Below are 24,281 nucleotides of genomic sequence, written 5' to 3'. Positions count from 1 at the left end.
TTTCTATTCCTACCTACTCGGTGGGGGCTTGCCCCATGCAACCTGGCTTTCAATGGATTCCATAGCCAAACTGTTAGGTTTATGAAATACTAAGGTATCTAGAACCACGAAAGTTATGCAGTATAGGCGCGCCATGGAGGATACCCCTTGCCCACCTTAGAAATCGACCATCTCAATAAATCTTTCGGCAGCGTCCGCGCGCTGCGGGATATGACCTTTAGCGTGCAGGAGGGCGAAATCTTCGGCTTCGTCGGTTCCAATGGTGCGGGAAAGTCCACCACCATGCGCATCGCACTGGGCGTGCTCGCGAAAGACTCCGGCGAAGTTTATTTCGATGGCTCCCCCATTAATGACGATAACCGCCGCCGCATTGGCTATATGCCCGAAGAGCGCGGGCTCTACGGCAAGGAACCGCTGCTTAGCCAGCTGACGTTCCTGGGCACCCTGCACGGCATGAACAAGCAGGCCGCCCAGAAATCCGGCTCGGAGCTGCTGGAACAGCTAGGGCTGGGAGAGCGCCAGGACGACAAGCTGGATGACTTGTCCTTGGGCAACCAGCAGCGCGTGCAGCTGGCCGCCTCCCTCATCCATGACCCCGATATGTTGATTTTGGATGAGCCCTTTTCCGGCTTGGACCCCGTTGCGGTCAATGTCATGTCAGACATGCTGCGCGAGCGCGCCGCCCGCGGTGTGCCGGTCATCTTTTCTTCCCACCAACTGGACTTGGTGCAGCGCCTGTGCGATCACGTGGGCATCGTCACGCAAGGCCGCATGGTGGCAGAGGGCACGGTAGACGAGCTGCGTACCCAGGGAGCTTCGCGCTATGCGGTGGAAACCCCTGCGCGCGGGTGGTACCCGGAGGGCACCCACCTAGTAGAGGAAACAGATAAGGGCGTTGTGCTCGAGCCCGATGATGGCACCGATGACCAAGCCATCTTGCGCGCTGCCATGGCCGCTGGCCCCGTCCACTCCTTCGGTCTCAAGGTCCCAGACCTTACCGAGCTTTTCCAAGACGTCGTCACCAGCACCACCACCGAGGAGGCCTAGCCCATGCAGTATTCGGCAATGAAGACCATAGGGACCGTCGCCAAGCGCGAAATGGCGGTTGCCCTCAAGACCAAATCCGTTGTCATCATGATGCTGCTGCTTATCATCGGTGCCATCGCCACCCCCATTATCATTGACTTGCTCTCCGGTGGTGACGATGAACCAGATTCCGTCGCCGTGGTGGGCATGGAGGCAGACGCATTCGCTGATTCCGGACTGGAGACGCAGGCCGCAGATGACCGGGATAGCGCGGTGCAGCTTATCGATGCCGGCGACGTCGACGCCGCGCTCGTGCCCGCCGACGACGAGGGGTGGGAGCTTTTGGCCAACGGCACTGCCTCCACCACCATCTCCAGCACGGTCAATCAGGTGGTCGCAGCGCAGGCGCAGGCAGAGGCCTTGAATACGCTGAATATTGATGCCCAAGAGCTTGCCGCCGCCACCCCATCAGCCGAAGTGACCGCGGTTGATCTGGAGGCCGATGAGGCCTCCGAAGAACAGATGGGCAATGTTGTCATCGTCCTTATCGCCGCCTTCGTGGTGGTCTTTTCCATCATGACCTTCGCCGGGCTCATCGGTGGCCGCGTTACAGAAGAGAAATCCTCGCGCGTGGTCGAAATCATCCTTTCCACGGTGCGCCCGGTGGATTTCTTGGCCGGCAAGGTCATTGGCAATACCATCATCGGGCTGTTCGGCACCTTCCTCATCCTGGCCGGCGGCGTGGCTTCCTTGGCATTTACTGGCGCAGCAAGCGAAATCCAGCTCGACTATGGCCTAATCGCTGCCCTGTTCGTCGGAGAAATCCTCGGCCTCTTCTTCTTCGGCAGCCTCTATGCCGCAGCCGGCTCCATGGTGCAGCGCACCGAGGATCTGCAATCGACGCAGATGCCCATCCTGCTCCTCGTCATTGCCACCATGTATATCCCCATGTTTGGCTGGATGCACTTGGACGCCACCTGGATGCAGGTCATGGGCTGGGTGCCGCCAGTCTCCATGTTGGTCGCTCCCCTCCAAGTCGCGAGCGGCAATATGAGCTGGCTGGGCTTGGCGGGAAGCTATGCGGTCCTCGCTGTAGTTACCGTGCTGATTCTCATCGTTGTTGCGCGCATCTACCGTCGTGCCATTTTGAATAATGGCAAGAAGATGACTTGGCGCCAGGTGCTCAAGAAATAAAAATAAATCCGGCCTCCCACTTTCAAAGGGAGGCCGGATTTTTCTATTGCGCAGAATTACTCAACGATGAATTCGTTGGTGATCGGCTGGGTGATATCCAAGGTGCCGTGCTCGATGTAGTACATGCCAAAGAACATGGCGCCAACCAGCACTAGGGCTAGCAGCATGCAGGGGATCCACTGGACAAAAACGGAAACCCAGCCCTCGGATTGCTGGCGGGCCGCCGCCTCGCGTTGTTCTTGAGCCTCGCGCTCGTTCATAATGATAAAACCTCTCGCTTCACCGAAGATTAACTAAAAGTATCTTAACAGTTTATGGTCTCCGCGGTGGCATTAGATCCCCGGATCTTCATCATTCAATAAAGCCTCAAGGAATGCCTCGCGGTCCGTGAACATTTTCTCGATGTCCTCTTCCGCGCCCACGATCCAGGCATCGGCATCCTCATCAAAGGTCACCGCGAAATCGGGGTAGGCTTCCAAGGCTTCTTCCATCGCGGCAATCTGATCGGCATCGGCGCGATCCTCGGCGAAGGCCTCTGGATCACCAATGCGCTGGCCCAGCTCGCCCAAGGCCGTCAAGCCATACGTTTTATGCTGCTTTTTAGGGTGCTCGAAGAGTTCTTGTCCCATCATGGCGGTGTTATTTTCCTCCATTCAATAAAGAATCCGGGACGAATCCCGAATAGCCGGGGATATTATTGACCTGCAATACCCCATGGAAAAAGCGCTTGAGCGCGGGAACGTCATCCTCATGGAGATGATCAAAGACCAAGCGGCGGACGGATTCCACGTGCTCGGGGGCCGCGCGCTCGAGGTGGTGGAGCCCGGCCTCCGTGATGTACACGTTGACCCCGCGGCCATCATCGGTGGTCTTTTCCTTGACCAAGAGCCCGCGCTTTTCCATGCGGGTGACCTGGTGGGAGGCGCGCGAGCGATCCCAAGCGAGCTCCGTGCACAGATCGCGCAGGCGCAGGTGCTGATCCGGGGCTTCCGAGAGGGATACCAAGACCGCGAATTCGGAGACGGAGATTTCCCCGCCAGCCTTAAGGGTCTCGTCCATGCCCCTATCTATCTTGCGGGTCGCGGCCAGTAATAGGCGCCATAGCTCCTGTTCATCATCGTTTAACCAGCGGGTTTGTTCAGACATAAGGACTAGATTACCTCCTTCAGCGTGGCGATGTCGCGCTCGCTGCGCCCAGGCACTCGGGAATAGCGCTGCGGCATGCAGGTAAAGACCAAAACCTGGTTCTCGCGGCCCACCTGTGAGAACAAAGTGGACATCAGTTGCAGTCGGTGGGCGTCGGTGGAGCCCAGCGCGTCATCGACGATGACCGGCACGGTTTCCTCCCCCGCCACCAAGCGCGCGATGGCAAAGCGGGTAAGGATGGCCAGCTGCTCGCGCGCGCCGCCAGACAGGCTGGTCATTGCCACTGTTTCATTATCGCGGGTGCGCGCGGTAACGGAGAGATCGTCTGCCAATTCAAAGCTAATATCCCCGCCGTAAATGGTGCGGGACAGTTGGGCGAGCGCCGCCACGAAGGGCTCGGCATAGCGCTGGCGTGCGGCATCGCGGTGCTTGAGCAGCAGCTCGCGCAGGTAGCGTGCCGCCAGTGCGCGCTTTTCCACGCTTTCTAGCACCGCCTGCGCCATCTCTGCTTCGGCTTGCGCCTGCTGCTCGCGCTCTGCCGCGCCGGAGTGATAATTAATCTCGCTAGACAGCTTGCCCAGCTCCACCTTGGCATCTTGCACCTGGTTCTGCAGGTAGTCCAGGTGCGATTGCGCGCCCTCCACCAGGCTCTGGGCGGTAGCCAGGTCCACGGCCTCCATCTCAGAAAGCTGCTCCTGCAGCCTTTCCACCAGCGCACCCAACCGCTCTGCCTCTTCTTCTAGGCCGGCATCGGAGGTTTTCTCCCGCGCCTCGGCCAACTCGCGCTCGGCACGTTCGGCCTTCTCGGTAGCGGCAGCGAGCTCGGCTTCCAGGCGCACCACGTCGTGGGCGATGCGGCTATCGCGGAAGGGAATGAGCTCGCGGTCGAGGGCATCGACGAGCTCGCGCGCTTCTTCCTCCGCCTCCTCCGCAGCGGATACATCCATGGCCGGGGCATCATCGAGGCTGGCGACCTTCTCCTTGAGCGCCGCGTGCTGGGCGCGCAATTCGCCCAAATCATCCGGCCCCAGCTCGCCCTCGAGCTTGCGCGTGGCGGCATCCAACCCGGCATTCTGCTCGCTGTGTGCCTTGTGCAGGGTCTCGGCGGCGGCGATGGACTCCACGCCGGTGGCATCGAAAAGCTCCTGCAGGCGCGCCTCGGCCTGATCCACCTCGCGCTGGGTCTTATCGGAAGAATACGCACCGGCCACGAAGCGGGCGGTGATATCGCCGATGGTGATCTCGCGGCCATCGACAAGCTCAATTGCGGGCTGCCTGCCGATGTCCACCCGATTCCCATCCACCCCAATCTCCGCGCCTTCGGGCCCGGAAAACTCCACCTTCGCGGCGGTGGCATCATGTAGGCGCTTGGCCAGTGACAGATCGGCATCCGCCTTGCGGAGTTCCTCGACGTACGCGGCGGTCATCTCGCGCCCGCGCTGGGCGATCTCCGCCTGAGCCTTCTCCACGCCACGTGCCAGTTCCTCTACCTTGAGCAGGCGCTTATCCAGGCGCTTAAAGGTCTCCTTGTCCTGATGCAGCCGCGCCTGCTTGAGCGTTGTGCGCGCGGTGGCGTAGTCCTCCTTCGCGGTGGCCAACTTCTTTTCCACCGCCTCTTTCTTCACGTTTTCCTCCGCAGCCTTCTCGCGGGCGGCCGCAAGCTTATCCGCAGCGCTGGACTGTGCGGTGCCAGCGGCCTCGAGCGCCTCGGCCATCTCCTGGCGCTTAGACTGCGCATCCTTCGCGCGCTGGAAATCCTCCTTGGCGCGGGTGAGCTCGGCCTTGTGCACATCCACCTGGTGCTGGGCCTGCACGGCTTCGTCCGCGGCAGCTTGCTTCTCGGCAAGGTCCTGGCGGGCCCCGGGAAGCTGCGCTTCGGCCTCTTCTTGCTGGCGTTCCAGGTGCTCGTAGCGCTCCACCACGGAATCGAGCCCGCGCACCGCAGCAGTTGCTTCCTCCAACTCCTGCTTGGCACGCTCCAGAGTGTCCTGGGCCTTCTTGTATTCGCCGGCCGCCTTGCCCGTCTTTTCGGTGTAGTAGCGCTTATATTCCTTATCCACCTTGCCCAAAAGCTGAGAATCATCGCCAGATACCTCGTCCTCAGCCAGGCCGGACTCCTGCTCGAGGGCCTGCGTCAGCGACGGGATGCCCACCGCGGAGATGGCGTCATTGGAGTCATCCTGGCGCATAAAGAGGACATCGAGAAGCTGGCGATCCATGTTCTCGCTTAAGATCCGTTCCAGCTCATCATCGGCCTGGCGTCCGGTATACTGCGCGTGGCGCGGGGACGATATGGCCAGCTCACAGTACTTCTTCTGCAACCATCGCTTGGCAATGCGAAAGCGGTACTCCCCCACGGAAATATCCGCAATGACCTCCGGAGATACATCCTTGCCCACCGGCTGCAGATCCCGGATGCCGCTGGGGCGCGCCGTGTGCTTTTCCGTTAACACCACATCGAGGGCCTCCACGATGGTGGATTTACCGGCCTCGTTCTCGCCGTGGATGACCACCACCCCGGTTTCTGGAAGGTCATCTAAAACCAGGTGCTCGATGCCGCGAACGTTCTTAATCTCTAAGCTGTGGATGCGCATGTGGTTTATCCCTCCAGGCGAAATAGCAGGTTAGCGGCGTCGCGGGCCACCGGATCCTCTCGGTTTTCCAGCAGTTCCTGCAGGGCGTCGGCGGCATAGCCAGAAATATCCAGATTGGCTAGTTCGTCTTCGCTGGGCTCCAGGAACAGGTCCATGGTCCGCTCGCGCGGGCGCAACGAGGCAAAGACCGCCTCCAGCTCATCCAGCCCACGCTGGAGCCGGGCGTGCGCCGCAATGCCGAGGGTCCCCTGCAGGCTGTATTTAACCGCCGTGCGCACCTTATCCGGGTACTCCTCCAGGCTGCGCAGGAAGCGCTCGACGTCCTCGGTGGAATTGACGGAGGCATCGAGGGCCTCGAACGTCCAGCGCCCGATGCTGCGCTTATCGATGTCTATATCCTCCCCCTCAATCCTTACCACCAGCGCATTCCCGGAATCAGCCTCGCCGCCACCGGTGGAGCATTCCTTAAAGTCCGTGGTCTCCGGGCTGCCGGAGAACCAGACGCGGCCGGTCTTTCCCAGGCTGGCCGTCGAGTGGGTATCGCCCAGTGCCAAGTAATTGATCACCCCGCGCTCCAAACACTGCTCTACGAATTCCAGGTCGATGGTATCGGCATCTCCCCCGCTAGTACGCGAATCCACCTGGCCATGGCCCACGGCAATCCGAATTCCTTCCGTGGAATCGAGCGGCTCTAAGGCCTGGCGCACCAAATCGTGGTTGGCGCGCTTGGACAGGTATGGCGCCCCGACCACTTCCACGCCCTTGCCCACCTCGATGGGCTCAGAATCCGCGATGACGTGCACGTTGTCGGCGCTGGTGCGATAAAATACCGAGTCCGCGACCAACGGATCGTGGTTTCCGGGCAGCACATACACCGGTACCGGCAGGCGCTTAAACATCTCGGTGGCGCGGGCCAAGATCTCCCGGGAGAGCGCATTGTGCTCAAATACATCGCCGGCGACGACGATGAACTCCGCGCCAACCTCCTCCGCGAGCTGGCCTAGGTGCATGATGGCGGACTCGCGGTCATCGTTGAAACGACCTTGCGCCTCCCCCTTCAAGAACCAGCGGGTCATGCCCAGCTGGAAGTCGGACGTGTGGATAAAGGTCGTTGCAGTCATAATCAGTGCGTTAAGTGGTAGTAGAGGTCTTCAATATCGGACACGGCGCGCAAGAGATCGATATTGGTATGCGATACGGCTCGAAGGGCCTTGCGCAAGAGGTCAGGATCGGAATCCTCCAATGCTGGGGCCACCTTGGGCTGTGGCAGCTTAGGCATCTCGCGGCCGTTCCAGAACACGTCGTTCTTTTCTTCCGCGGATAAATCACTGGCCCCAAAGCTTTCGCGGGAGACCTGCTGCGATTGCTCCATGACGGCCTTTTCAAGGCGCGCAAAGTCTAACCCGCGCATATTGAAAATCACGGCGGGATCCGCATCCGCGCGGGTGGCGAGCCTATCTCCCACCGCCACGATGTGCTTGCAGGCATAGGCGGAATCCGGGCAGGTGCAGGAAAGCCGCAGTTCTTCGGCCTCGCTGGCAAAAAGGGTATCCAGCGCGTCCTCAGACAGCAGGCCCTTGCGCGCATTCGCTACGGAATTGGGCGTGCGCGCGAATTGCCCGGCGAGTGCCGCGATATCGTCATTATCGCGGTACGGCAGCTGGATGAGTACGGAAAACGGCTCATTCTGGGAACCGGCCACGCGCCCATGGATGGCACCGTTACGGATCTCCAATCCCACGACGTGACCGCCTTCTGCGTACTGGCGCCCGCGGGTAATCCGCCCCCGGTCCGCGTCATGGCTGGTAAAAGAAGAAATCCGGGCGGCGGTCTTGGACAGCAGCCGCCCGCTGCGGTCAACATGGTTGACCTCATCCGGGGTGCTCACGCGCTTGCGGGTACCAAAGTTTGCGTAGATGACATTGTCATCGCCCTTAACGGCCATCCGCTTACTCCTTTCCCCGGTAACTCATGAGCTCCGCCAGCTGGTCCGGCTCCAGTTCCGTAAGCCAGCCTTCGCCTTCACCGACGACGGCCCCAGCCAGCTGCGTCTTTCCATCCAAAATGTCTTGAATGGATTCTTCCAACGTGCCAGCGGTAATCATCTTATACACCTGCACGTTGCGGCGCTGACCGATGCGGAAGGCACGGTCCGTGGCTTGGTTTTCCACCGCGGGGTTCCACCAACGGTCCATGTGCACCACGATCGATGCCGCGGTGAGGTTGAGGCCTGTGCCGCCCGCCTTGAGCGAAAGGATCATCGCCTGTGGGCCATCCTCGGATTGGAAGTCCTCCACCATTTGGTCGCGCTTATTCTTCGTCACCCCGCCGTGCAGGAAGGGAATCTCATGGCCCAGCTGCCCGCTCAGGTAGGGCTGCAGGATAGCCCCGAAGGCCTTGTACTGCGTAAAGATCAGCAGGCGCTCGCCGGATTCGGTGGCGGCATCGACAATCCGCATCAGCTCCTTCACCTTGCCCGAGCGGTGCTTGCCCTTGATAACCACCGGTGAATCATCCCCGAGGTAATGCGCCGGGTGATTGCAGATCTGCTTAATGCGGGTCAGGGAGGCCAAGACGATGCCGCGCTTGCTGATGCCCGTAGCATCCTCCAAGCTCTTCTTCACCTCATTGACCAGCGCCTTGTACAAAGCGGCCTGCTCGGTGGTCATGGAGACCGTAAGAATCTGCTCGGACTTTTCCGGCAGATCATCGATGATATTGGGATCGGTCTTGACGCGGCGCAGGATAAGAGGTGCGGTCAGCGCGCGCAGGCGCTCGGACATCTCCTCATCATTATTGCGCTCGATGGCCTTGGCAAAGTGATTGCGGAAGAAGGACGCCGTACCCAAAATTCCTGGGTTGCAAAAGTCCAAGATGGAGCGCATCTCCGATAGCCGGTTTTCCACCGGAGTACCGGTTAGCGCCACGCGGTGTTCAGACGGCAGCGATCGCACCGCCTTGGAGGAACGCGTGGCCGAGTTCTTAATGGCCTGCGCCTCATCGAGGACCACGCGCTGCCAGGACACCTCACCCAAGAGGTTGAAATCCCGGCTGACGGTGCCGTACGTCGTAATGACCAGATCGGCTTTCGCGGCGGCCTCGAGGAACCTCTCCCCGCCCGGACGCCCCGCGCCGTGTTGCACCATGACCTTAAAATCCGGCACGAAGCGGCGGGCCTCCCGGGCCCAGTTGCCCACCACGGAGGTGGGTGCGACTACCAAGGTGGGCCCGGTCTGTTCACCGCGCTCCTTCTCTACCGCCAATAGGGACAGTAGTTGGAGTGTTTTGCCGAGCCCCATGTCATCGGCAAGCACGGCGCCAATATAATTGCGCGACATCCAATACAGCCAGTCCACGCCCGTGCGCTGATACTCGCGCAGCTCCGCGTGGACGGTCTCCGGGATGTCCACGCGCTTAGGTGCGACCGTATCCATGCCGCCGAGCAACGCGGTATGCCACGTGCTGCCGGTAAATTCGATGGGCTCCTGAGCCATCGACTCGAGCGCCAGCTCCCGCAGCTCCGCCACCGTGACCTGGTGCTCGCTCTTCTCATTGAACTCCGCGCGGCGACGCTCAACCTCCGCCATGAGCTGCTGCCAGCCCGGCTCACCTAGCTTCTTGGCCATCTCCGCCGAGGCCGCCAGCTGCTCGAGCTCCTTCTTGGCGCGTTCGCGGGACTTATCCGCCAGCTCCTCCATATAAGAGGAAACCTTAGATACGACCTGGGTATCGGCCATCACCCACTTGCCACGCAGCTGGATGAGCCCGGACTTGGAATTGACCAGCTCGTCCATCTCGGACTCGGTAAGCTCCACATCGCCCACGGACATGCGCCAGTTATAGTCCACGAGCTGATTCATGCCGATGTGCTTCTTCGTGGCGGCCTCTGCCGGATCCCGCGCCTCACGAGTTTCCAGCTTGGCCTTCGTATCCATCTGCGCCCACGATTTGGGCAGCATGACGGTAATGCCCCGCTTCTTCAGCTCGGGTACCTCGTGCGCAATAAACTGCGTGAGCTGCTCCGTATCCAGGTAAACATCCCAATCGCCGTCGCCAGGCTGGGGCATTTGCGTACTCTGGCCTAGGCTCGGCGCCGCACGCACGGCCTTGCGGTGGTTTTCGCGCAGCTTCTCGATGCTCGCCCTATCCAACTCATCCGCCAACACCGGCCGCGGCGAATCCGTTCCAGAGCGCACCCGCACCCGAATCGGCCACGCTGCGTCTTCTGGATCCTGTTCTTCCGGTTCCTCCACGATGTAGACGAGCTGAAGTTCCACCTGGTAAATGGAATTTTTCCATTCATTGAGCCCGCGCAGTAGTTGCGCGCGGCCGCGGCGAATGGGAGACGTCGTCAAAAGTGCACGGGCGAAGTCGTGCCACGGCATGGGCCGGGGTTCATTGAGCAGCGGCTGCAATTCCCGGTTGGCAATCCAATGCGTTAGTTCATCCGCTAGGTCATCTGAAAGGGCCCTATTATTTATATGGAGAATCCCGGGTGCCGCGGCCATCATTTCTGCGAGCCAACCGCGCTCGCCCAAGCCTGAGGCCAACTGCCACATGGGGAACCACTCGTTAGCCTGGTACGCCAGCCGGAACGTCACCCTGCCCGCGCGGACAAACTTGCTCAGGCCGCTATATGCGTGGATGAGCCAGTGCAGATCCGGGGCAATCGATGCCGGCGGGTGATGATCCAGGTATTCCAGCTGGGCTAGGGCTTCTACCGCTTCTTCCGGGGCAAACATGGCCATGGGCACCATGAGCGAGACGTCCTTACCCTTTGGGGTCCGCAGTGATACTCGCGCCCGGTTCCGGAAGGATTTCTTAGCCAAGATAGCATCGACTGCCTGCGGAAACGTCCCCTCCGGCACGGCCGAAGGCATAACAATCTTGTGTCCTTCTACCTGCTCAATCCATAGACCAAGCCCCGAGACTGGCAGCCAAAGGCCATGCACAAGGTAAGAAGCCATAACGGCCAGCATAGCAGCCCCGTATAGTTTTGTTACAAGCTCGTTATATTCACGTCTTTACGCAGTTAAACGGTGAAAAACATCACCAGAGATCTATGCCACAGCTGAATTTTAGCTTGGGTGAACCTGAAGTCACCGTTAACGTAAGAATGTCCGACAAATCACTACAAGGAGTGAAACGTGCAAGAATCAACTTGGTACGTCATTGCGATGATTGTGTACTTCCTCGTAATGGCAGCCATTGGCTACTGGAGCTACAAACAAACCGACGAATATGACGATTATGTTTTGGGCGGCCGTGGCCTGCACCCATTCGTAGCTGCTCTCTCCGCCGGCGCATCCGATATGTCCGGCTGGCTGCTCATGGGTCTGCCTGGCGCGCTCTTCCTTTCCGGTTTTTCCGAGCTGTGGATGCCTATCGGCCTCCTTATCGGTGCATGGGCAAACTGGAAGTGGATTGCGCCGCGTCTGCGCGCTTACTCGGAGGTTGCGGGCGATTCCATTACGGTCCCCTCCTTCTTCGAGAACCGTCTGCGCGATAAGTCGCGCATGCTGCGTATTATCTCCGCAGTTATCATTATCTTCTTCTTTACCTTCTACGTCTCTTCCGGCATGGTCTCCGGTGGTCGTTACTTCGAGTCCACCTTCGGTGGCGACTACATCACCGGTATGTTGGTCATCGCCGCAGTGACCATTTTCTACACCTTCATCGGTGGCTTCCTGGCAGTGTCCTACACCGACGCTATGCAGGGCATGCTGATGTTCGTCGCCCTGCTGATCGTGCCAATCATGGCGCTTTTCGCTCTTGACGATGCCGGCGCGATCTTCTCCTTCGCTACCGAAAACAGCTACGCTACCGACGGCGCTCTCGAGCCAAACGATAACTACTTCTCTCTCTTCGCCGGTGTTTCCGCTGGTGTTATCGTTGGTAACGCCGCTTGGGGCCTTGGCTACTTTGGTCAGCCGCACATTATCGTGCGCTTCATGGCGCTGCGTAAGCCTTCCGACGCCAAGCAGGGCCGTTTCTACGGCATCACCTGGATGGGTCTTTCCGTCATCGGCGCTATCTTCGTTGCGCTTACCGGTACCGTGTACTTCACCCAGTTCGGTGAAACCATCACTGACCAAGAGAACTTCGAGACCATCTTCTTGGATATGGCTCAGGCCATGATGCACCCATTGCCTGCAGGTTTCGTCTTGACCGCAGTTCTGGCAGCGATCATGTCCACCATGTCCTCCCAGATGCTCGTGGTTTCCTCTTCCCTGATTGAGGACCTCTACCTCATCATCGCAAAGCGCAAGCCTTCCGAGGGCGTTCTGATTAACCTGTCCCGTACCGCCGTTGTGGCCATCGCGGTTATCGCCGCACTCCTGGCTATCAACCCGTCCGACTCCATTCTTGGCCTAGTCGGCTTCGCATGGGCTGGTTTCGGTTCCGCATTCGGTCCGCTGGTCATCCTGGCTCTGTACTGGAAGCGCCTCAACGCAACCGGTGCAATCGCCGGTATGGTCACCGGTGCAGTCGTCGCCATCGGCTGGGGCATGTCCCCGCTCGGCGATTCCCTCTACGAGATGGTTCCGGGCTTCTTCTCCGCACTCATCGTCACCGTTCTGGTCACCTTGGCTACCAAGCAGCCAGACCAGGAGGTTCTGGACGAGTTCGAGGAAGCCGAGAAGCTTGCCAAGCTCGTTGAGAAGGACGACTCCCTGGACTTCGAGGAAGCAGCAGAAAAGGTTTCCGATAACAAGTAGGAACCTTCCCGCACCTCGCGGAGTCCAATAGGACATGAAGTCCTATTACCTGGCCGCGCTATCATGCATAACCGCTCTCGTTATCGCATGGTATGCGTGGCCTTTTCCGCGTTTTGATGTCTCCACCGTTCCATCCCGCGCGGAATTGCAGGGCTACGACCGCGACGAGTTCGGCGGCTGGCAGCCAAACGGTGCATGCACCACGCGTGAGGCCATCATGGAGAACCAAGCCAGCGAGGCGTTCGCAGACTGCCGGCCGCAATCCGGCACGCTCTATGACCCCTACGCGGGCGAGATGATTTCAGCCACCTCCCCTATTGAGGTCGACCACATCTTCCCACTTTCTGCCGCCTTTGACATGGGTGCCGCACAGTGGGACCAAGACACCAAGATCCGCTTTGCCAACGATCCCCTCAACTTGGTGGCGACCAGCCGGAAGCTCAATCAGGAAAAGTCCGATTCCCTCCCCTCCGAGTGGCTGCCGCCCGCCAATCGCTGTGACTATTCGCGGCGCCTTGCAGAAATCGCGCGCAAGTACGAGTTACCGTTGCCCCGCGCGGATGTCCGTGCAATGAGAAGGCAATGTCGGTTCGATTTCTAGCAGTTAAATTGATTAGGGTGAACAAGGCAACTTTTCTTAACTGAAGGGCATCCTCCATGACTACTTTGTTCATCTTCCTGCACGTGGCAGCGGCCATCGTTTTGCTCGGCCCCGTGTGCATTTCCACCTCCATCTACCAGACCCAGCTGCAGGGCGCAGCGCAGGGCGATAAGACGGCCCTCGGCGCCGCCCGCAACTTGCACAACATCACCAATACTTACGGCTACATTTCCGCCCTCGTGCCGGTCCTTGGCCTTGCAGTGTTCCTGTCTGATATTGAAACCTTCAAGAGCCAGGTCAACTTCCACATCGCCATCCTCGTGGCCATCATCGCGTGGTGCCTGCTCTTCTTCCTCATCCTTCCTAAGCAGCGCACGGCACAGGCAGCCCTAGAGTCCGGCGATACCGCCAACCTGGGTTCCATTAAGAAGTCCCTGTCCGCTTTCGGCGGCGTCTTCAACCTCCTGTGGATCATCTGCCTTATCCTGATGTACATCTAGGAAGCCATTTACTCTCCGGGGACAGTGTCATCGCTGTCCCCTTTTTCATGCGTGGACTCCTCTCTGAGCTCTTCTTTTAGTTGCTGCGCATCTGCGTGCGCATTCTCCCGCCGCTTCTGCGTGGCCTGCGCTACCGTCTGCGCCCACCTGCGGTTCTTCGGCGCCAGCGGTCCGCTCGCGGAGTCATAGACCCACGTAGAGTCATCGAAAAGCCAGACGATGTCCCCGCTTATCGGGTCCTTGATATAAAACGCCCTCCCATCGGTCTTAATATTGTGATGGTGCTGGCATAAGCAGGTGAGGTTTGCTGCCGAGGTCGGCCCGCCGTCTGCAAAGTCGTGCCGATGGTCCATCTGGGAAGCCACCGCCGGCCGCGTGCAGCCTGGCCACCGGCACGTGCCATCCAAGCCCTCTACAAACGCCCGGATATCTGGCGGCGTCACATAGTTAGGGCTCTCCGCCTGACCGGCCTTCTCCATATCCCTTGTCGTTGTCGCCCGAGCCTGTAGGTCATCCGCGGTCTCCGGGGATACCCAGCCTACGTTCTGTACAAACGCGGGTGCATCCGGCAGGTCGCAGCGATACATATTCAACACGACCTTGGCCTTTGCCTGCGCCTTTCCAGTCAGCAGCTCCACTGCGGCCTCAGCCATCGTGAGGTCCTTGTCCGTAGCGATATCCCGAATATTACGGTCGATTATCTCCGCGGTTTCTAACCCGACGTCCAGGCAAACCGCAGCCCACTCCCCGCCTGTAGGTTCAACGCTATAGGCTTGCTTGCGGCGCGGATCCCGCGCAGCAATGGATGGATCGAGTCGCACGATGAGTTCGCGCAACTTGCGGCGGAGATTTCGGTGCGAGGGCAGCTTTTGATTGGGACGGGTTGGGGTCAAGTAGTTGGTCAGGGCGTCATCGATAGTGAATTTCTTCTCCGCATCAATGGCGCCGAGTTTGGCTAGGGTTTGGTCAATCGTAATGAGTCGGTCTAAATCTAAATGGAAATGCTGTTCTTGCCGAGCGCGCAGCCGCGGCAGCTCTTTTAATCGCTCGAAGGCGAAAATAATATTCCTAATTCGGGACTGACGCGCCCCAGTTAAGTCAGACAGGGATTGGCTAATAATTTCGATATCGTCATCTGAGCCAGGATGAAGCTTCTCCCAGAACTGGTACTCCGCTTTCCTAATCTCCGTAGCTGCACGGGAGGTAGAATTTTCTGGATTGGTATTGGCATAATATGGCGCATTCATGGACTTTCTTTCGAGAGATTTACTAGAACATGCTTTCGCCATACACCATACAAAACCGCCCCGACACGCTACCCCCGTTTATAGTAAAAGCGCAGGTCACAGGGCATGAAAAAAGGGCCTCTAAAAAGAGGCCCTTTGGAGGTTTAATTAGTCGCGGAAGCGACCACCGTGCTTGCGGCCACCGCCGCCGCCATCACGGCGAGGCGGGCGACCGGTATCCTTCTGAATCTTGATGAGCTGGCCAGAAATCCGGGTATCCTTCAGGCGGTCCAGCACAGCCGGGTCCATGTTCTTCGGCAGGTCCACGAGCGTGTGCCCCACCGCAATGGTGATGCGCCCGAAGTCCTTGGCAGACAGGCCACCTTCGTTGGCGATTGCACCGACGATGGCACCCGGGCGGACATTCTGGCGCTTGCCGACGTCCAACCGGTACGTCTCAAAGTCACCATCCGGCCGCTTGGAACCGCCGCGGTTCTTGCCGCCACCCTTGAAGTCGCGGTCGCGCTTGCGGTCATCACGATCGCGGCGGTCCTTCTTTGGCTTGGGCAAAGGCTTGTCTTCCAATAGGAAGTTCTTGCCGCCCTGGTGCATGACGGCCAACGCAGCTGCGATGTCATCCATGGCAACGTTGTTGTCTTCCGAGTACTTGCGCACCAAGTTGCGGAAGAAATCGGCCTGCTTGTTGTCCATGGACTGGGTAATGGCCTGCGCGAACTTTTCCTTGCGCTTCTCATTAACCTCATCGACGGACGGCAGATCCATCTCTTCGAGGCGGGCGTTGGTCACGCGCTCGATGGAACGCAGCATGCGGCGCTCGCGTGGGGTGACAAACAGGATTGCCTCACCGGAGCGACCGGCACGGCCGGTGCGGCCGATGCGGTGCACGTAGGACTCGGTATCGTTCGGGATATCGAAGTTCACCACGTGGGTGATGCGCTCGACGTCAAGGCCACGCGCGGCGACGTCGGTAGCGACAAGGATGTCTAGGCGACCATCCTTGAGCTGGTCAACGGTGCGCTCGCGCTGCGCCTGGGCGATGTCGCCGTTAATGGCAGCGGCGCTGTAACCGCGATCGCGCAAGGCCTCGGCCACCTCTTCGGTCTCGTGCTTGGTGCGGCAGAAGACGATGATGGCGTCATAGGTAATGACCTCGAGGATGCGGGTGAAGGCATCCATCTTTGCGCGGTGCGGAATCAGCAGGAAGCGCTGCTTAATGTTGTCATTGGTGCGGCGCTCTGACTTAACGGTTACTTCCGCCGGGTTGTGCAGGTACTGCTTGGACAGACGGCGGATGGCGTTAGGCATGGTGGCGGAGAAAAGCGCCACCTGCTTGCGGTCCGGGGTGCTTTCCAGGATGCGCTCGACGTCTTCCTGGAAGCCCATGTTCAGCATCTCATCGGCCTCATCGAGGACGAGGAACTGCAGCTGGGACAGGTCAAGCGAACCCTTTTCCAGGTGATCGATGACGCGACCCGGGGTACCCACGATGACCTGGGCGCCACGGCGCAGACCAGACAACTGGATGCCGTAGGCCTGACCACCGTAGATGGGAAGAACCTCGATTCCCTTCAGGGTTTCCGCGAAGGATTGGAAGGCATCTGCAACCTGCAGGGCCAGCTCGCGGGTAGGCGCGAGGACGAGCGCCTGCGGGTGGCGCGCCTGCGGGTCAAGCTGGGACAAGACCGGCAGCGCGAAGGCTGCGGTTTTGCCGGTACCGGTCTGTGCAAGGCCCACGACGTCGCGGCCTTCCATCAGGATCGGGATGGTTTCTGCTTGGATGGGGGACGGCGTGGTGAAGCCTACTTTCGCAACGGCTTGCAGAATTTTATCTGGCAGGCCGAGGTGCTCGAACCCCTGGGAGTTGTCGTTGGCCGAGTCCTTGGACTCAGCGCCGGTGCCCTCAGAAGTATTCGCAGCCCTGGTGTCCTGGTTGACACCTTGCGAGTTGTCCTGAGATTCCGACTTATTAAAATCTTCCGGCTCGTTTACGCCGCCGGTGGCGTTATCGGTAATGCTCATTGCTCGTCCAACCCTACGCGATACCGGCGGCAAACTCCATTCCTCGCTATACCCCCGCCACGAACGTGCGGTAGCTCAGCGGCATGCCCGGCCGGTAGGCCAAGTGCACCGCGCTGGGAGCATCGAGTACGTGCAGGTCAGCGGCAGCTCCTTCCACCAGGGTGCCCTTCGCGGGGCGGCCCTGCGGGTCGAGTCCGTTGCCCACATTATGGCGGCGCAACGCCGTGGCACCGCCGGTAGTGGCGGCGTGGATGGCCTCGTCGACGGATAGGTGCTGCTGCAGGACGGCCGTGGTCACGCAGTAGTTCATCGACGAGGTATAGGAGGTACCTGGGTTGAGGTTGGAGGCGATGGCGAGGGTGGCGCCGGCATCGAGAAGCGCACGGCCAGGCGCTAAGGGCTCGCGCGTGGAGAGATCGCAGGCCGGGAGCATGGTGGCCACGGTCTCGGATGCGGCGAGCTTTTCGATGTCACTATCGCTCAGGTAATTCACATGGTCCACCGAGGCGGCGCCGAGATCGACCGCGAGGCTAACCCCCGGGCCCTCGCCAAGCTGGTTGCCGTGCACGCGCAGGCCAAGGCCCAACTTTTTACCGGCTTCTAAAACCCGGCGCGACTGCTCTTCATTGAACGCGCCGCGCTCGCAGAAGACGTCGATCCACTGGACGTATTCGGCAACGCCGTCCAGCATCGAGCCGACGACCTCATCGAGGTAGTCTTCCGCATCCGCTCCCGGCGGCACGAGGTGGGCGCCCAGGAAGGTCACGTCGTCGACGTGCTGGGATGCCACGCGCGCGGCTTCCACCTCGGAGTCCGTGTTGAGGCCGTAGCCGGTCTTGGTCTCGAAGGTGGTGGTGCCACCGCGGCGGCCGGCGGCCACGCGCTCGGCGACGAGCTTATCCAAGCGCTCCGCGCCCGCCTCCCGGGTGGCGTCCATGGTCACCGCGATGCCGCCTGCTTCGTAGGAACCGCCGGACATGCGGGCCTCAAACTCGGCGGAGCGGTCGCCGTCGAAGACCATGTGGGTGTGCGAATCCACCCAACCGGGCAGGACGGCGCGCCCGCCCAAGTCCACCTGGTCATCAGCGGCGGGCGCCTGGGAGGCGGGGCCGATCCAGGCGATGGTGCCGTGGTCGGCGATAAGGGCGGCATCGTTAAGCGTGCCATGCTCGCTGACCGTGCGGAGTTCAGAAATTCCGGTAAAAAGTGTGCTCATTTAATCCCTTGCCTTAAAATCCATGGGAACGCGAACGCCGCGCTCCTTGGCTACTTCCTCTGCGCGAGAGTACCCGGCATCGACGTGGCGGATAACGCCCATTCCTGGGTCATTGGTCAGCACGGCGCGCAGCTTGGCGGCGGCGAGATCGGTGCCATCGGCAACCGTGACCTGGCCGGCGTGGATGGAGCGGCCCATGCCCACTCCGCCGCCGTGGTGGAGCGAGACCCAAGTCGCGCCGGAAGATACGGCGGTCATGGCGTTAAGCAGCGGCCAGTCAGCGACGGCGTCGGTGCCATCGAGCATGGCTTCGGTCTCGCGGTACGGGGAGGCAACCGAGCCGGAATCGAGGTGGTCACGGCCGATGACGATGGGGGCCTTGATCTTGCCCTCGCGCACCAAGTCATTGAAGAGCAGGCCGGCCTTGTGGCGCTCGTTGTAGCCGAGCCAGCAGATGCGGGCGGGCAGGCCTTCGAACTCGACGTATTCCTCGGCGGCGTCCAGCCAGTTATGCAGGTGCTCGTTCTCTGGGAACAGCTCCTTCAGGGCTTGGTCGGTGACCTTGATGTCTTCGGGGTCGCCGGACAGCGCTGCCCAACGGAACGGGCCCATTCCCTCGCAGAAGAGCGGACGGATATAGGCGGGAACGAAGCCGGGGAACTCGAATGCGCGCTGGTAGCCGGCGTGGCGCGCCTCATCGCGGATGGAGTTGCCGTAATCAAAGACCTCAGCGCCCTCGTCCTGGAATTCCACCATCGCCTGGACCTGTGCGGCCATGGATTCGCGAGCCTTTTTGGTAAAGGTCGTGGGATCGGCCTTGGCCTCGGACTGCCAGTCATCCACGGTGATTTCGGTAGGCAGGTAGGACAGTGGGTCGTGCGCGGAGGTCTGGTCGGTGACGATGTCTACCTTGAACTCCCCGGCGCGCTGGCGGCGCAGCACCTCGGGGAAGACCTCGGCGGCATTGCCTACCAAGCCCACGGAGAGGGCCTTCTTATTTTCCTTGGCATCGAGGACCAAGCGCAGGGCCTCGTCCAGGTCGGTGACCACTTCATCGAGGTAGCGCTTGTGCTGGCGGCGGCGGAGGCGGTGCTCGTCCACGTCCACGATGAGCACCGCTCCCCCGTTGAGCGTCACGGCGAGCGGTTGGGCACCGCCCATGCCGCCGCACCCACCGGTCAGGGTCAGGGTGCCGGCCAGGCTGCCCTCGAAGCGCTTCTTGGCCACGGCCGCGAAGGTCTCGTAGGTGCCTTGGAGGATGCCCTGGGTGGCGATGTAGATCCAGGAACCGGCCGTCATCTGGCCGTACATCATCAGGCCCTCGTCCTCGAGCTTGCGGAAGTGCTCCCAGTTAGCCCAGTCGCCCACCAGGTTGGAGTTGGCGATCAGCACGCGCGGTGCCCATTCATTGGTCTTCCAAATGCCCACCGGCTTGCCGGATTGGACGAGGAGGGTTTCATCGCTTTCCAGGTCTTTCAGCGATTCCACAATGGCATCGAAGGCCTCCCAGCTACGTGCTGCGCGGCCGGTGCCGCCGTAGACCACGAGGTCCTCGGGGCGCTCTGCCACCTCTGGGTCGAGGTTATTCATCAGCATGCGCAGTGGCGCTTCGGTTTGCCAGGATTTTGCGTTGAGTTCGGTGCCGCGGGGTGCGCGGACTTCGCGTGGTTCAGACATGGCTTCCTTTCGCTTGTGCTTATCGACGCCGTGCCCTACCCCAAGGCCGGTTTCCCGGGGCTGTCTCCCGGGGGCTTGGCGAGCGTCACAGATATCAATTTAGTGTGATGCACAACGTATTTAGAGCTTGCACAGTCACCAACTGTCTGGCATTTCAGACTCTGCGGCTACGATGGCATCCATGCGCCACGTATTGCCCGCCCTCGCCGCCGCCTGCCTGCTGGCAGGGTGCTCCTCGCAGCCGCAGGAAACCCAAGAAGACACAGAAGACCCCGTAAACTATGTGGCCCTCGGGGATTCCTACGCGGCGATGGGATCGACGACGCTACCGCTCGATCCGCCCGATTCCTGCGCACGCGCACAAGATTCCTATCCGGAGCTCGCCGCGCAGGATATCGCCACGAGCTCTTTCCGCAACGTCGCCTGCCAGGGCGCGAGCACGCTGGATGTTTTATCCTCCGCGGGCGAACACCCCGCCCAGGTGGACGCGCTGGCCGCGGATACGTCCCTTGTCTCCTTGAGCATCGGCGGCAACGATGCCAGCTTTGTGCGCCTGACCCAGTGCGCCACGGACGATATATGCCAGGACGAATCGGGCCCGCAGGTAGAGCTGGAGCTACACGATCTCCCCCAACGCCTGGACAAGGTCTACGGGGAAATCGCCCACCGCTCACCTGAGGCAAAGGTCATTGCCACCGGCTATATCCCCCTCATCAACCCCGGCGAGACCTGCCCCTTCATAGAAAAAATCCCGGCCACAGACCGGGAGTGGTTGGCAGATACCATCCAGCGCATCAACCAAGCGGTGCGCGAGGCCGCCGAACGCAACGGCGCCACCTACGTGCTGCCTGACGATGCCTCGCAGCACTCCGCCTGCTCGGATGAACCGTGGGTGGACTTTACAGGGCAGGATACCGACTCCTTCCCCATGCACCCCACCCACGCGGGCCAGGTGGCGATGGCCGAGGCGGTTAGCGCAGCTCGCTCGTAGCGGCCTCGACGGCATCGATCAGCGCGCCAGACTTGACCAAGCGCACGGTCTCCTCGATTTCCGGCGACAGGTAACGGTCGGTGCCGGGGCCAGGAACAGTCTCGCGCAGGGCGGAGATGACCGCGCCGGTGCCGCCAGCGGGCGTTCCCTCGCGCATGTCGATGGCGCGCGCCGCGGTGAGGATCTCCACGGCGAGCACGCGCTGCAGGCCATCGACGGCCTTGCGCAGCTTGCGGGCGGCGGACCAGCCCATGGACACGTGGTCTTCCTGCATGGCAGAAGAAGGAATGGAATCGGCCGAGGCCGGGGTAGCCAGGCGCTTTAATTCGCTGACGATGCCAGCCTGGGCGTATTGGGCGATCATGTGGCCGGAGTCGACACCGGGGTCATCGGCAAGAAAGGCGTTCAAAACGCGGTTGCGGGCCGGATCCAGGAAGCGGTCGGTGCGGCGTTCAGAAATGGACGCCAGGTCCGCGGTGACGATGGAAAGGAAATCGAGCGCATAGGCCACCGGCGCGCCGTGGAAGTTGCCGTTGGAGACCACGCGGCCGTCCTTGGCCACCACCGGGTTATCCACGGCGGCAGCGAGCTCGCGCTCTGCTACCTGCGCGGTGTGCGCCAAGGTATCGCGGAAACCGCCGGCCACCTGCGGCGCGCAACGCACCGAGTAGGCGTCCTGGACCTGGTTCTTCTTGAACTCCTCCAGCGCCGCGGCGAGAATCTCGGATCCGTCCGCCACCTGGCGGATATTGGCGGCGGAATCGGCCTGACCGGGGTGCGGGCGCAGCTGTTGCAGGTCGTCGGCAAAGACCACGAGGGTGCCAAGCAAGCCTTCTACCGTCATAGCGGTGGCGATATCGGCGGTCTTGGCGGCCGCGTGCAGGTCAGTAATGGCCAGGCAAAGCTGACCCAGCATGCCGTCGGTGCCGTTGATAAGGGCAAGGCCCTCCTTTTCGCGCAGCTCCAGCGGCTCGATGCCTGCGGCGGCAAGGGCCTCGCCGGCGTCCTTGAGCTCGCCGCCCACGCGCACCTCGCCCTCGCCCAGCAGCGCTAGGGCGCAGTGGGCCAGCGGAGCCAAGTCGCCGGAACAGCCCAAGGAACCGTATTCGCGCACCACCGGCACGATGCCGGCGTTAAGTGCCTTGGCGTAGGTTTCTACTACCACGGGGCGCACGCCAGTACGGCCGGTGCACAAGGTGGATAGGCGCAGCAGCATGAGCGCGCGAATGACTTCTTCTTCCACCTCAGGGCCGGTGCCGGCCGCGTGGGAGCGCACCAGGGATAGCTGCAGCTGCGCGCGCATCTCTTCTGGGATGTGGCGGCGGGCAAGCGCGCCGAAGCCGGTGGAGATTCCATAGACCGGCGTGGGATCCTGGGCCAGTTCTTCGACCCGGTCGCGCGTGGAGGCGACCTCGTCCAGGGCCTCGGCGGAGATTTCTACCGTGGCACCATAGCGGGCAACGGCAACGACTTCCTCAATGGTCAGCGCTCCGACGCCGACGGTAACGGTGGATGGGTATGCATTAGGCATGATGACTCCTAGTGTCTTTAGGGCAGCAAAATATAGCTCACGTCACAGCCTAACGCGCTAGCCCGCATGGTACCTCACTTTTCGCGCTGGCGATACATTTTTCCCGCAACTTTCTCCGCGGCCTGGCGCAGCGCCGCAATGAGCGCCTCTACCCTATCTGCCGGCGTGGACACGGGATAGGTCACCGCAATGGCCGCCGCAGGCCGCTCCAGGTGGTCCAGGATGGGCACCGCCACCGAGGCCTGCCCCCGCGAGATTTCTTCCACCTCCTGATCCCACCCGCGCGCACGGGCCAGGTCCAGCTGCTCTTTGAGGAAACCAAAGTTTTCCCCGCCCGAGGTATCGAAGGCGGCCTTGACCTCCCATTCCGGCAGGTGTGCCAGCATCACCCTGCCCGATGCCGTCTTATGCGCCTGCAGGCGCACCCCCACCTCCGTCACCAACGAGGTAGCGCCCGGCGCGCGGACTTCCTGCAGGTATAAAATCTCCGAGCCCGCCATGCGCGAAAGATGACCGGATCCGCCTACCAGCCGCGCGCATTCTTCTAGGTCGCGCGTTGCCATGCGCACCAGCGGCTGCTGGGTTACATACGCAGAGGCCATCGAGTACGCGGCCAGCCCCAGGCCGTAGGTCTTGTGCTCGGGCAGGTGGGCAACGAACCCGGCATCGACCATTTCCGCGAGCAGGTGGTACGTGGTCGAGCGCGGCAGGCCGAGCTCGCCTTGGATGCGGGCGGCGGAAATCGGGACATCGATAGTAGATAGCAGCTTGAGGATGTCTAGGGCATGGCGCGCGGCGGGGACTCGGTTAGCACTCACAGCGCCCAATTATATTCCGCCATTGACAGACAAATTCACCGCACGCTTCTAGTATCGGCACTATGAATACCGAATCAGCCCCACTTTTTACTCCCGCCCCCGAGTGGTCCGGCCGCTCCGATGGCCCCGGCGCCGAGCACGCGCGCTGGCATAGCGTCATCAACCAGGCCGAATCCGCGCCCGTAACCCTGCTGGGGTTTGCCTCCGATGAGGGCGTGCTGCGCAATGGCGGCCGCCAGGGTGCCGCCGCCGGCCCCGCCGCTCTGCGCACAGCCCTTGGCTCCCTAGCGGTCCACCACGGCCACGCGCTTGCCGATGCCGGAACCATCACCACCCAAGCCGACGATCTCGACGGCGCCCACGACGCGCTATCTGACAAGGTCGAAGAACTCGTCCGCAGCGCTACCCTGCCCATCATCTTGGGCGGCGGGCACGAAACCGCCTTCGGCTCCCACCGCGGCCTGTTCCGCGCGCGCGGTGCCACCCCGATCATCAACTTGGACGCCCACTTCGATCTCCGCCACGCGGACCACGCCACCTCCGGCACGCCCTTTACCCAGATTTCCCAGCTCACCGATGACTTTGACTACACCGTCTTCGGTATTTCCCGCCCCAATAACACTGCGGTGCTCTTCAACGATGCCGAAAAGCTCGGCGTTAACTACACCCTGGATGAGGAGCTGGTGAACCTCACCCCGGCCGAATGCGGCGCGCTCGCCACCCAGGCCACCGCCGCTGCGGACAAGGTCCACCTCTCCATCGACTTGGACGTGCTTCCCGCCTCCACCGCGCCGGGTGTATCCGCCCCGGCTAGCCTCGGCGTTGCCTACGAGCGCATCCGCGCCCTGGCGGTCGCGATCGCGGCGACGGGCAAGCTCGCGCTTGTCGATGTCGTCGAGCTCAACCCCACCTTCGACATAGACAACCGCACCGCCAAGGCGGCGGCGCGGCTTATCGATGACATCGTTAACGCTCACCTCACTGCGGTAAGCGGGCAGTAAG

At 61.3% G+C, this 24,281-nt stretch carries 20 protein-coding genes; 7 read left to right on the top strand and 13 right to left on the bottom strand.

All coding sequences use genetic code 11. The features are described from left to right. Positions 1 to 147 precede the first annotated feature (147 nt). Both ACP8IT_RS05015 and ACP8IT_RS05010 read left to right on the top strand, forming a co-directional pair. Positions 148 to 1,047 carry an ABC transporter ATP-binding protein gene (locus ACP8IT_RS05015; protein WP_490290521.1) on the top strand — a complete coding sequence of 300 codons (900 nt, stop codon included), beginning with the start codon at positions 148 to 150 and terminating at the stop codon, positions 1,045 to 1,047. Between the two features lie 3 nt (positions 1,048 to 1,050). Then, entirely contained in the window at positions 1,051 to 2,220 is a 1,170-nt protein-coding gene (locus ACP8IT_RS05010; protein WP_490290520.1) for an ABC transporter permease, read from the top strand. 56 nt (positions 2,221 to 2,276) lie between these two features. Here ACP8IT_RS05010 and ACP8IT_RS05005 read toward each other — a convergent pair whose 3' ends face one another. The 7 genes from ACP8IT_RS05005 to ACP8IT_RS04975 form a co-directional block, all read right to left on the bottom strand. After that, positions 2,277 to 2,480, bottom strand: a complete 204-nt coding sequence (locus tag ACP8IT_RS05005; protein WP_005282344.1) for a hypothetical protein — start codon at positions 2,478 to 2,480, stop codon at positions 2,277 to 2,279. 72 nt (positions 2,481 to 2,552) lie between these two features. After that, entirely contained in the window at positions 2,553 to 2,873 is a 321-nt protein-coding gene (locus ACP8IT_RS05000; RefSeq protein WP_284809366.1) for a molecular chaperone GrpE, read from the bottom strand. Then, positions 2,860 to 3,366, bottom strand: coding sequence for a MarR family winged helix-turn-helix transcriptional regulator (locus ACP8IT_RS04995; protein ID WP_490290519.1), 507 nt, complete (start codon positions 3,364 to 3,366; stop codon positions 2,860 to 2,862). Before ACP8IT_RS04995 ends, ACP8IT_RS05000 begins: the two co-directional genes overlap by 14 nt. Before the next feature lie 5 nt (positions 3,367 to 3,371). Beyond that, entirely contained in the window at positions 3,372 to 5,960 is a 2,589-nt protein-coding gene (locus tag ACP8IT_RS04990) for an AAA family ATPase (protein ID WP_490290518.1), read from the bottom strand. A gap of 5 nt (positions 5,961 to 5,965) precedes the next feature. Next, entirely contained in the window at positions 5,966 to 7,081 is a 1,116-nt protein-coding gene (locus ACP8IT_RS04985; protein WP_284628374.1) for a metallophosphoesterase family protein, read from the bottom strand. A 2-nt stretch (positions 7,082 to 7,083) separates the two neighbouring features. Continuing rightward, the gene (locus tag ACP8IT_RS04980; RefSeq protein WP_023030969.1) at positions 7,084 to 7,905 is read right to left on the bottom strand and encodes an SWIM zinc finger family protein; all 822 of its coding nucleotides are present in this window, start codon (positions 7,903 to 7,905) and stop codon (positions 7,084 to 7,086) included. A 4-nt stretch (positions 7,906 to 7,909) separates the two neighbouring features. Further along, on the bottom strand, positions 7,910 to 10,939 hold the full coding sequence (locus ACP8IT_RS04975; protein ID WP_284628373.1) for a DEAD/DEAH box helicase: 3,030 nt from the start codon (positions 10,937 to 10,939) through the stop codon (positions 7,910 to 7,912). 168 nt (positions 10,940 to 11,107) lie between these two features. On the opposite strand from ACP8IT_RS04975, the gene putP reads away from it, so the two are divergent. The 3 genes from putP to ACP8IT_RS04960 are packed head-to-tail and all read left to right on the top strand — an operon-like array spanning position 11,108 to position 13,780. Next, the gene (gene putP, locus ACP8IT_RS04970) at positions 11,108 to 12,679 is read left to right on the top strand and encodes a sodium/proline symporter PutP (protein WP_005282330.1); all 1,572 of its coding nucleotides are present in this window, start codon (positions 11,108 to 11,110) and stop codon (positions 12,677 to 12,679) included. 34 nt (positions 12,680 to 12,713) lie between these two features. Further along, positions 12,714 to 13,280, top strand: coding sequence for an HNH endonuclease family protein (locus ACP8IT_RS04965; RefSeq protein ID WP_237791964.1), 567 nt, complete (start codon positions 12,714 to 12,716; stop codon positions 13,278 to 13,280). Positions 13,281 to 13,336: 56 nt separating this feature from the next. Next, on the top strand, positions 13,337 to 13,780 hold the full coding sequence (locus ACP8IT_RS04960) for a hypothetical protein (protein ID WP_005280147.1): 444 nt from the start codon (positions 13,337 to 13,339) through the stop codon (positions 13,778 to 13,780). A gap of 8 nt (positions 13,781 to 13,788) precedes the next feature. Here the strand turns inward: ACP8IT_RS04960 and ACP8IT_RS04955 are convergent, their stop codons facing one another. From ACP8IT_RS04955 to hutU, 4 genes are all read right to left on the bottom strand, one after another. Beyond that, positions 13,789 to 15,027, bottom strand: coding sequence for an HNH endonuclease signature motif containing protein (locus tag ACP8IT_RS04955; protein WP_490290517.1), 1,239 nt, complete (start codon positions 15,025 to 15,027; stop codon positions 13,789 to 13,791). Between the two features lie 147 nt (positions 15,028 to 15,174). Further along, positions 15,175 to 17,046 carry a DEAD/DEAH box helicase gene (locus tag ACP8IT_RS04950; protein ID WP_005280145.1) on the bottom strand — a complete coding sequence of 624 codons (1,872 nt, stop codon included), beginning with the start codon at positions 17,044 to 17,046 and terminating at the stop codon, positions 15,175 to 15,177. A 46-nt stretch (positions 17,047 to 17,092) separates the two neighbouring features. Beyond that, positions 17,093 to 18,262 (bottom strand): imidazolonepropionase, encoded by a 1,170-nt coding sequence (gene hutI, locus ACP8IT_RS04945; RefSeq protein ID WP_237799690.1) that lies wholly within the window; start codon positions 18,260 to 18,262, stop codon positions 17,093 to 17,095. Next, complete coding sequence (gene hutU / locus ACP8IT_RS04940) at positions 18,263 to 19,939, bottom strand: urocanate hydratase (protein ID WP_474901692.1); 1,677 nt, start codon at positions 19,937 to 19,939, stop codon at positions 18,263 to 18,265. A gap of 181 nt (positions 19,940 to 20,120) precedes the next feature. Between hutU and ACP8IT_RS04935 the strand changes: the two genes are divergently transcribed. After that, on the top strand, positions 20,121 to 20,930 hold the full coding sequence (locus tag ACP8IT_RS04935; protein ID WP_490290516.1) for an SGNH/GDSL hydrolase family protein: 810 nt from the start codon (positions 20,121 to 20,123) through the stop codon (positions 20,928 to 20,930). Here ACP8IT_RS04935 and hutH read toward each other — a convergent pair. After that, positions 20,911 to 22,461: a histidine ammonia-lyase gene (hutH, locus tag ACP8IT_RS04930; protein WP_490290514.1), complete on the bottom strand. Its 1,551-nt coding sequence runs from the start codon at positions 22,459 to 22,461 to the stop codon at positions 20,911 to 20,913. The genes ACP8IT_RS04935 and hutH overlap by 20 nt on opposite strands. 74 nt (positions 22,462 to 22,535) lie before the next feature. After that, positions 22,536 to 23,279, bottom strand: coding sequence for an IclR family transcriptional regulator (locus ACP8IT_RS04925; protein ID WP_023026304.1), 744 nt, complete (start codon positions 23,277 to 23,279; stop codon positions 22,536 to 22,538). A 62-nt stretch (positions 23,280 to 23,341) separates the two neighbouring features. Here ACP8IT_RS04925 and hutG point away from each other — a divergent pair, with 62 nt between their 5' ends. Continuing rightward, positions 23,342 to 24,280 carry a formimidoylglutamase gene (gene hutG / locus ACP8IT_RS04920; protein ID WP_284610416.1) on the top strand — a complete coding sequence of 313 codons (939 nt, stop codon included), beginning with the start codon at positions 23,342 to 23,344 and terminating at the stop codon, positions 24,278 to 24,280. Position 24,281: the final 1 nt, after the last annotated feature.

It is taken from the genome of Corynebacterium sp. LaCa_23, assembly GCF_058182375.1.
This window is presented reverse-complemented; position numbering and strand designations above follow the sequence as displayed.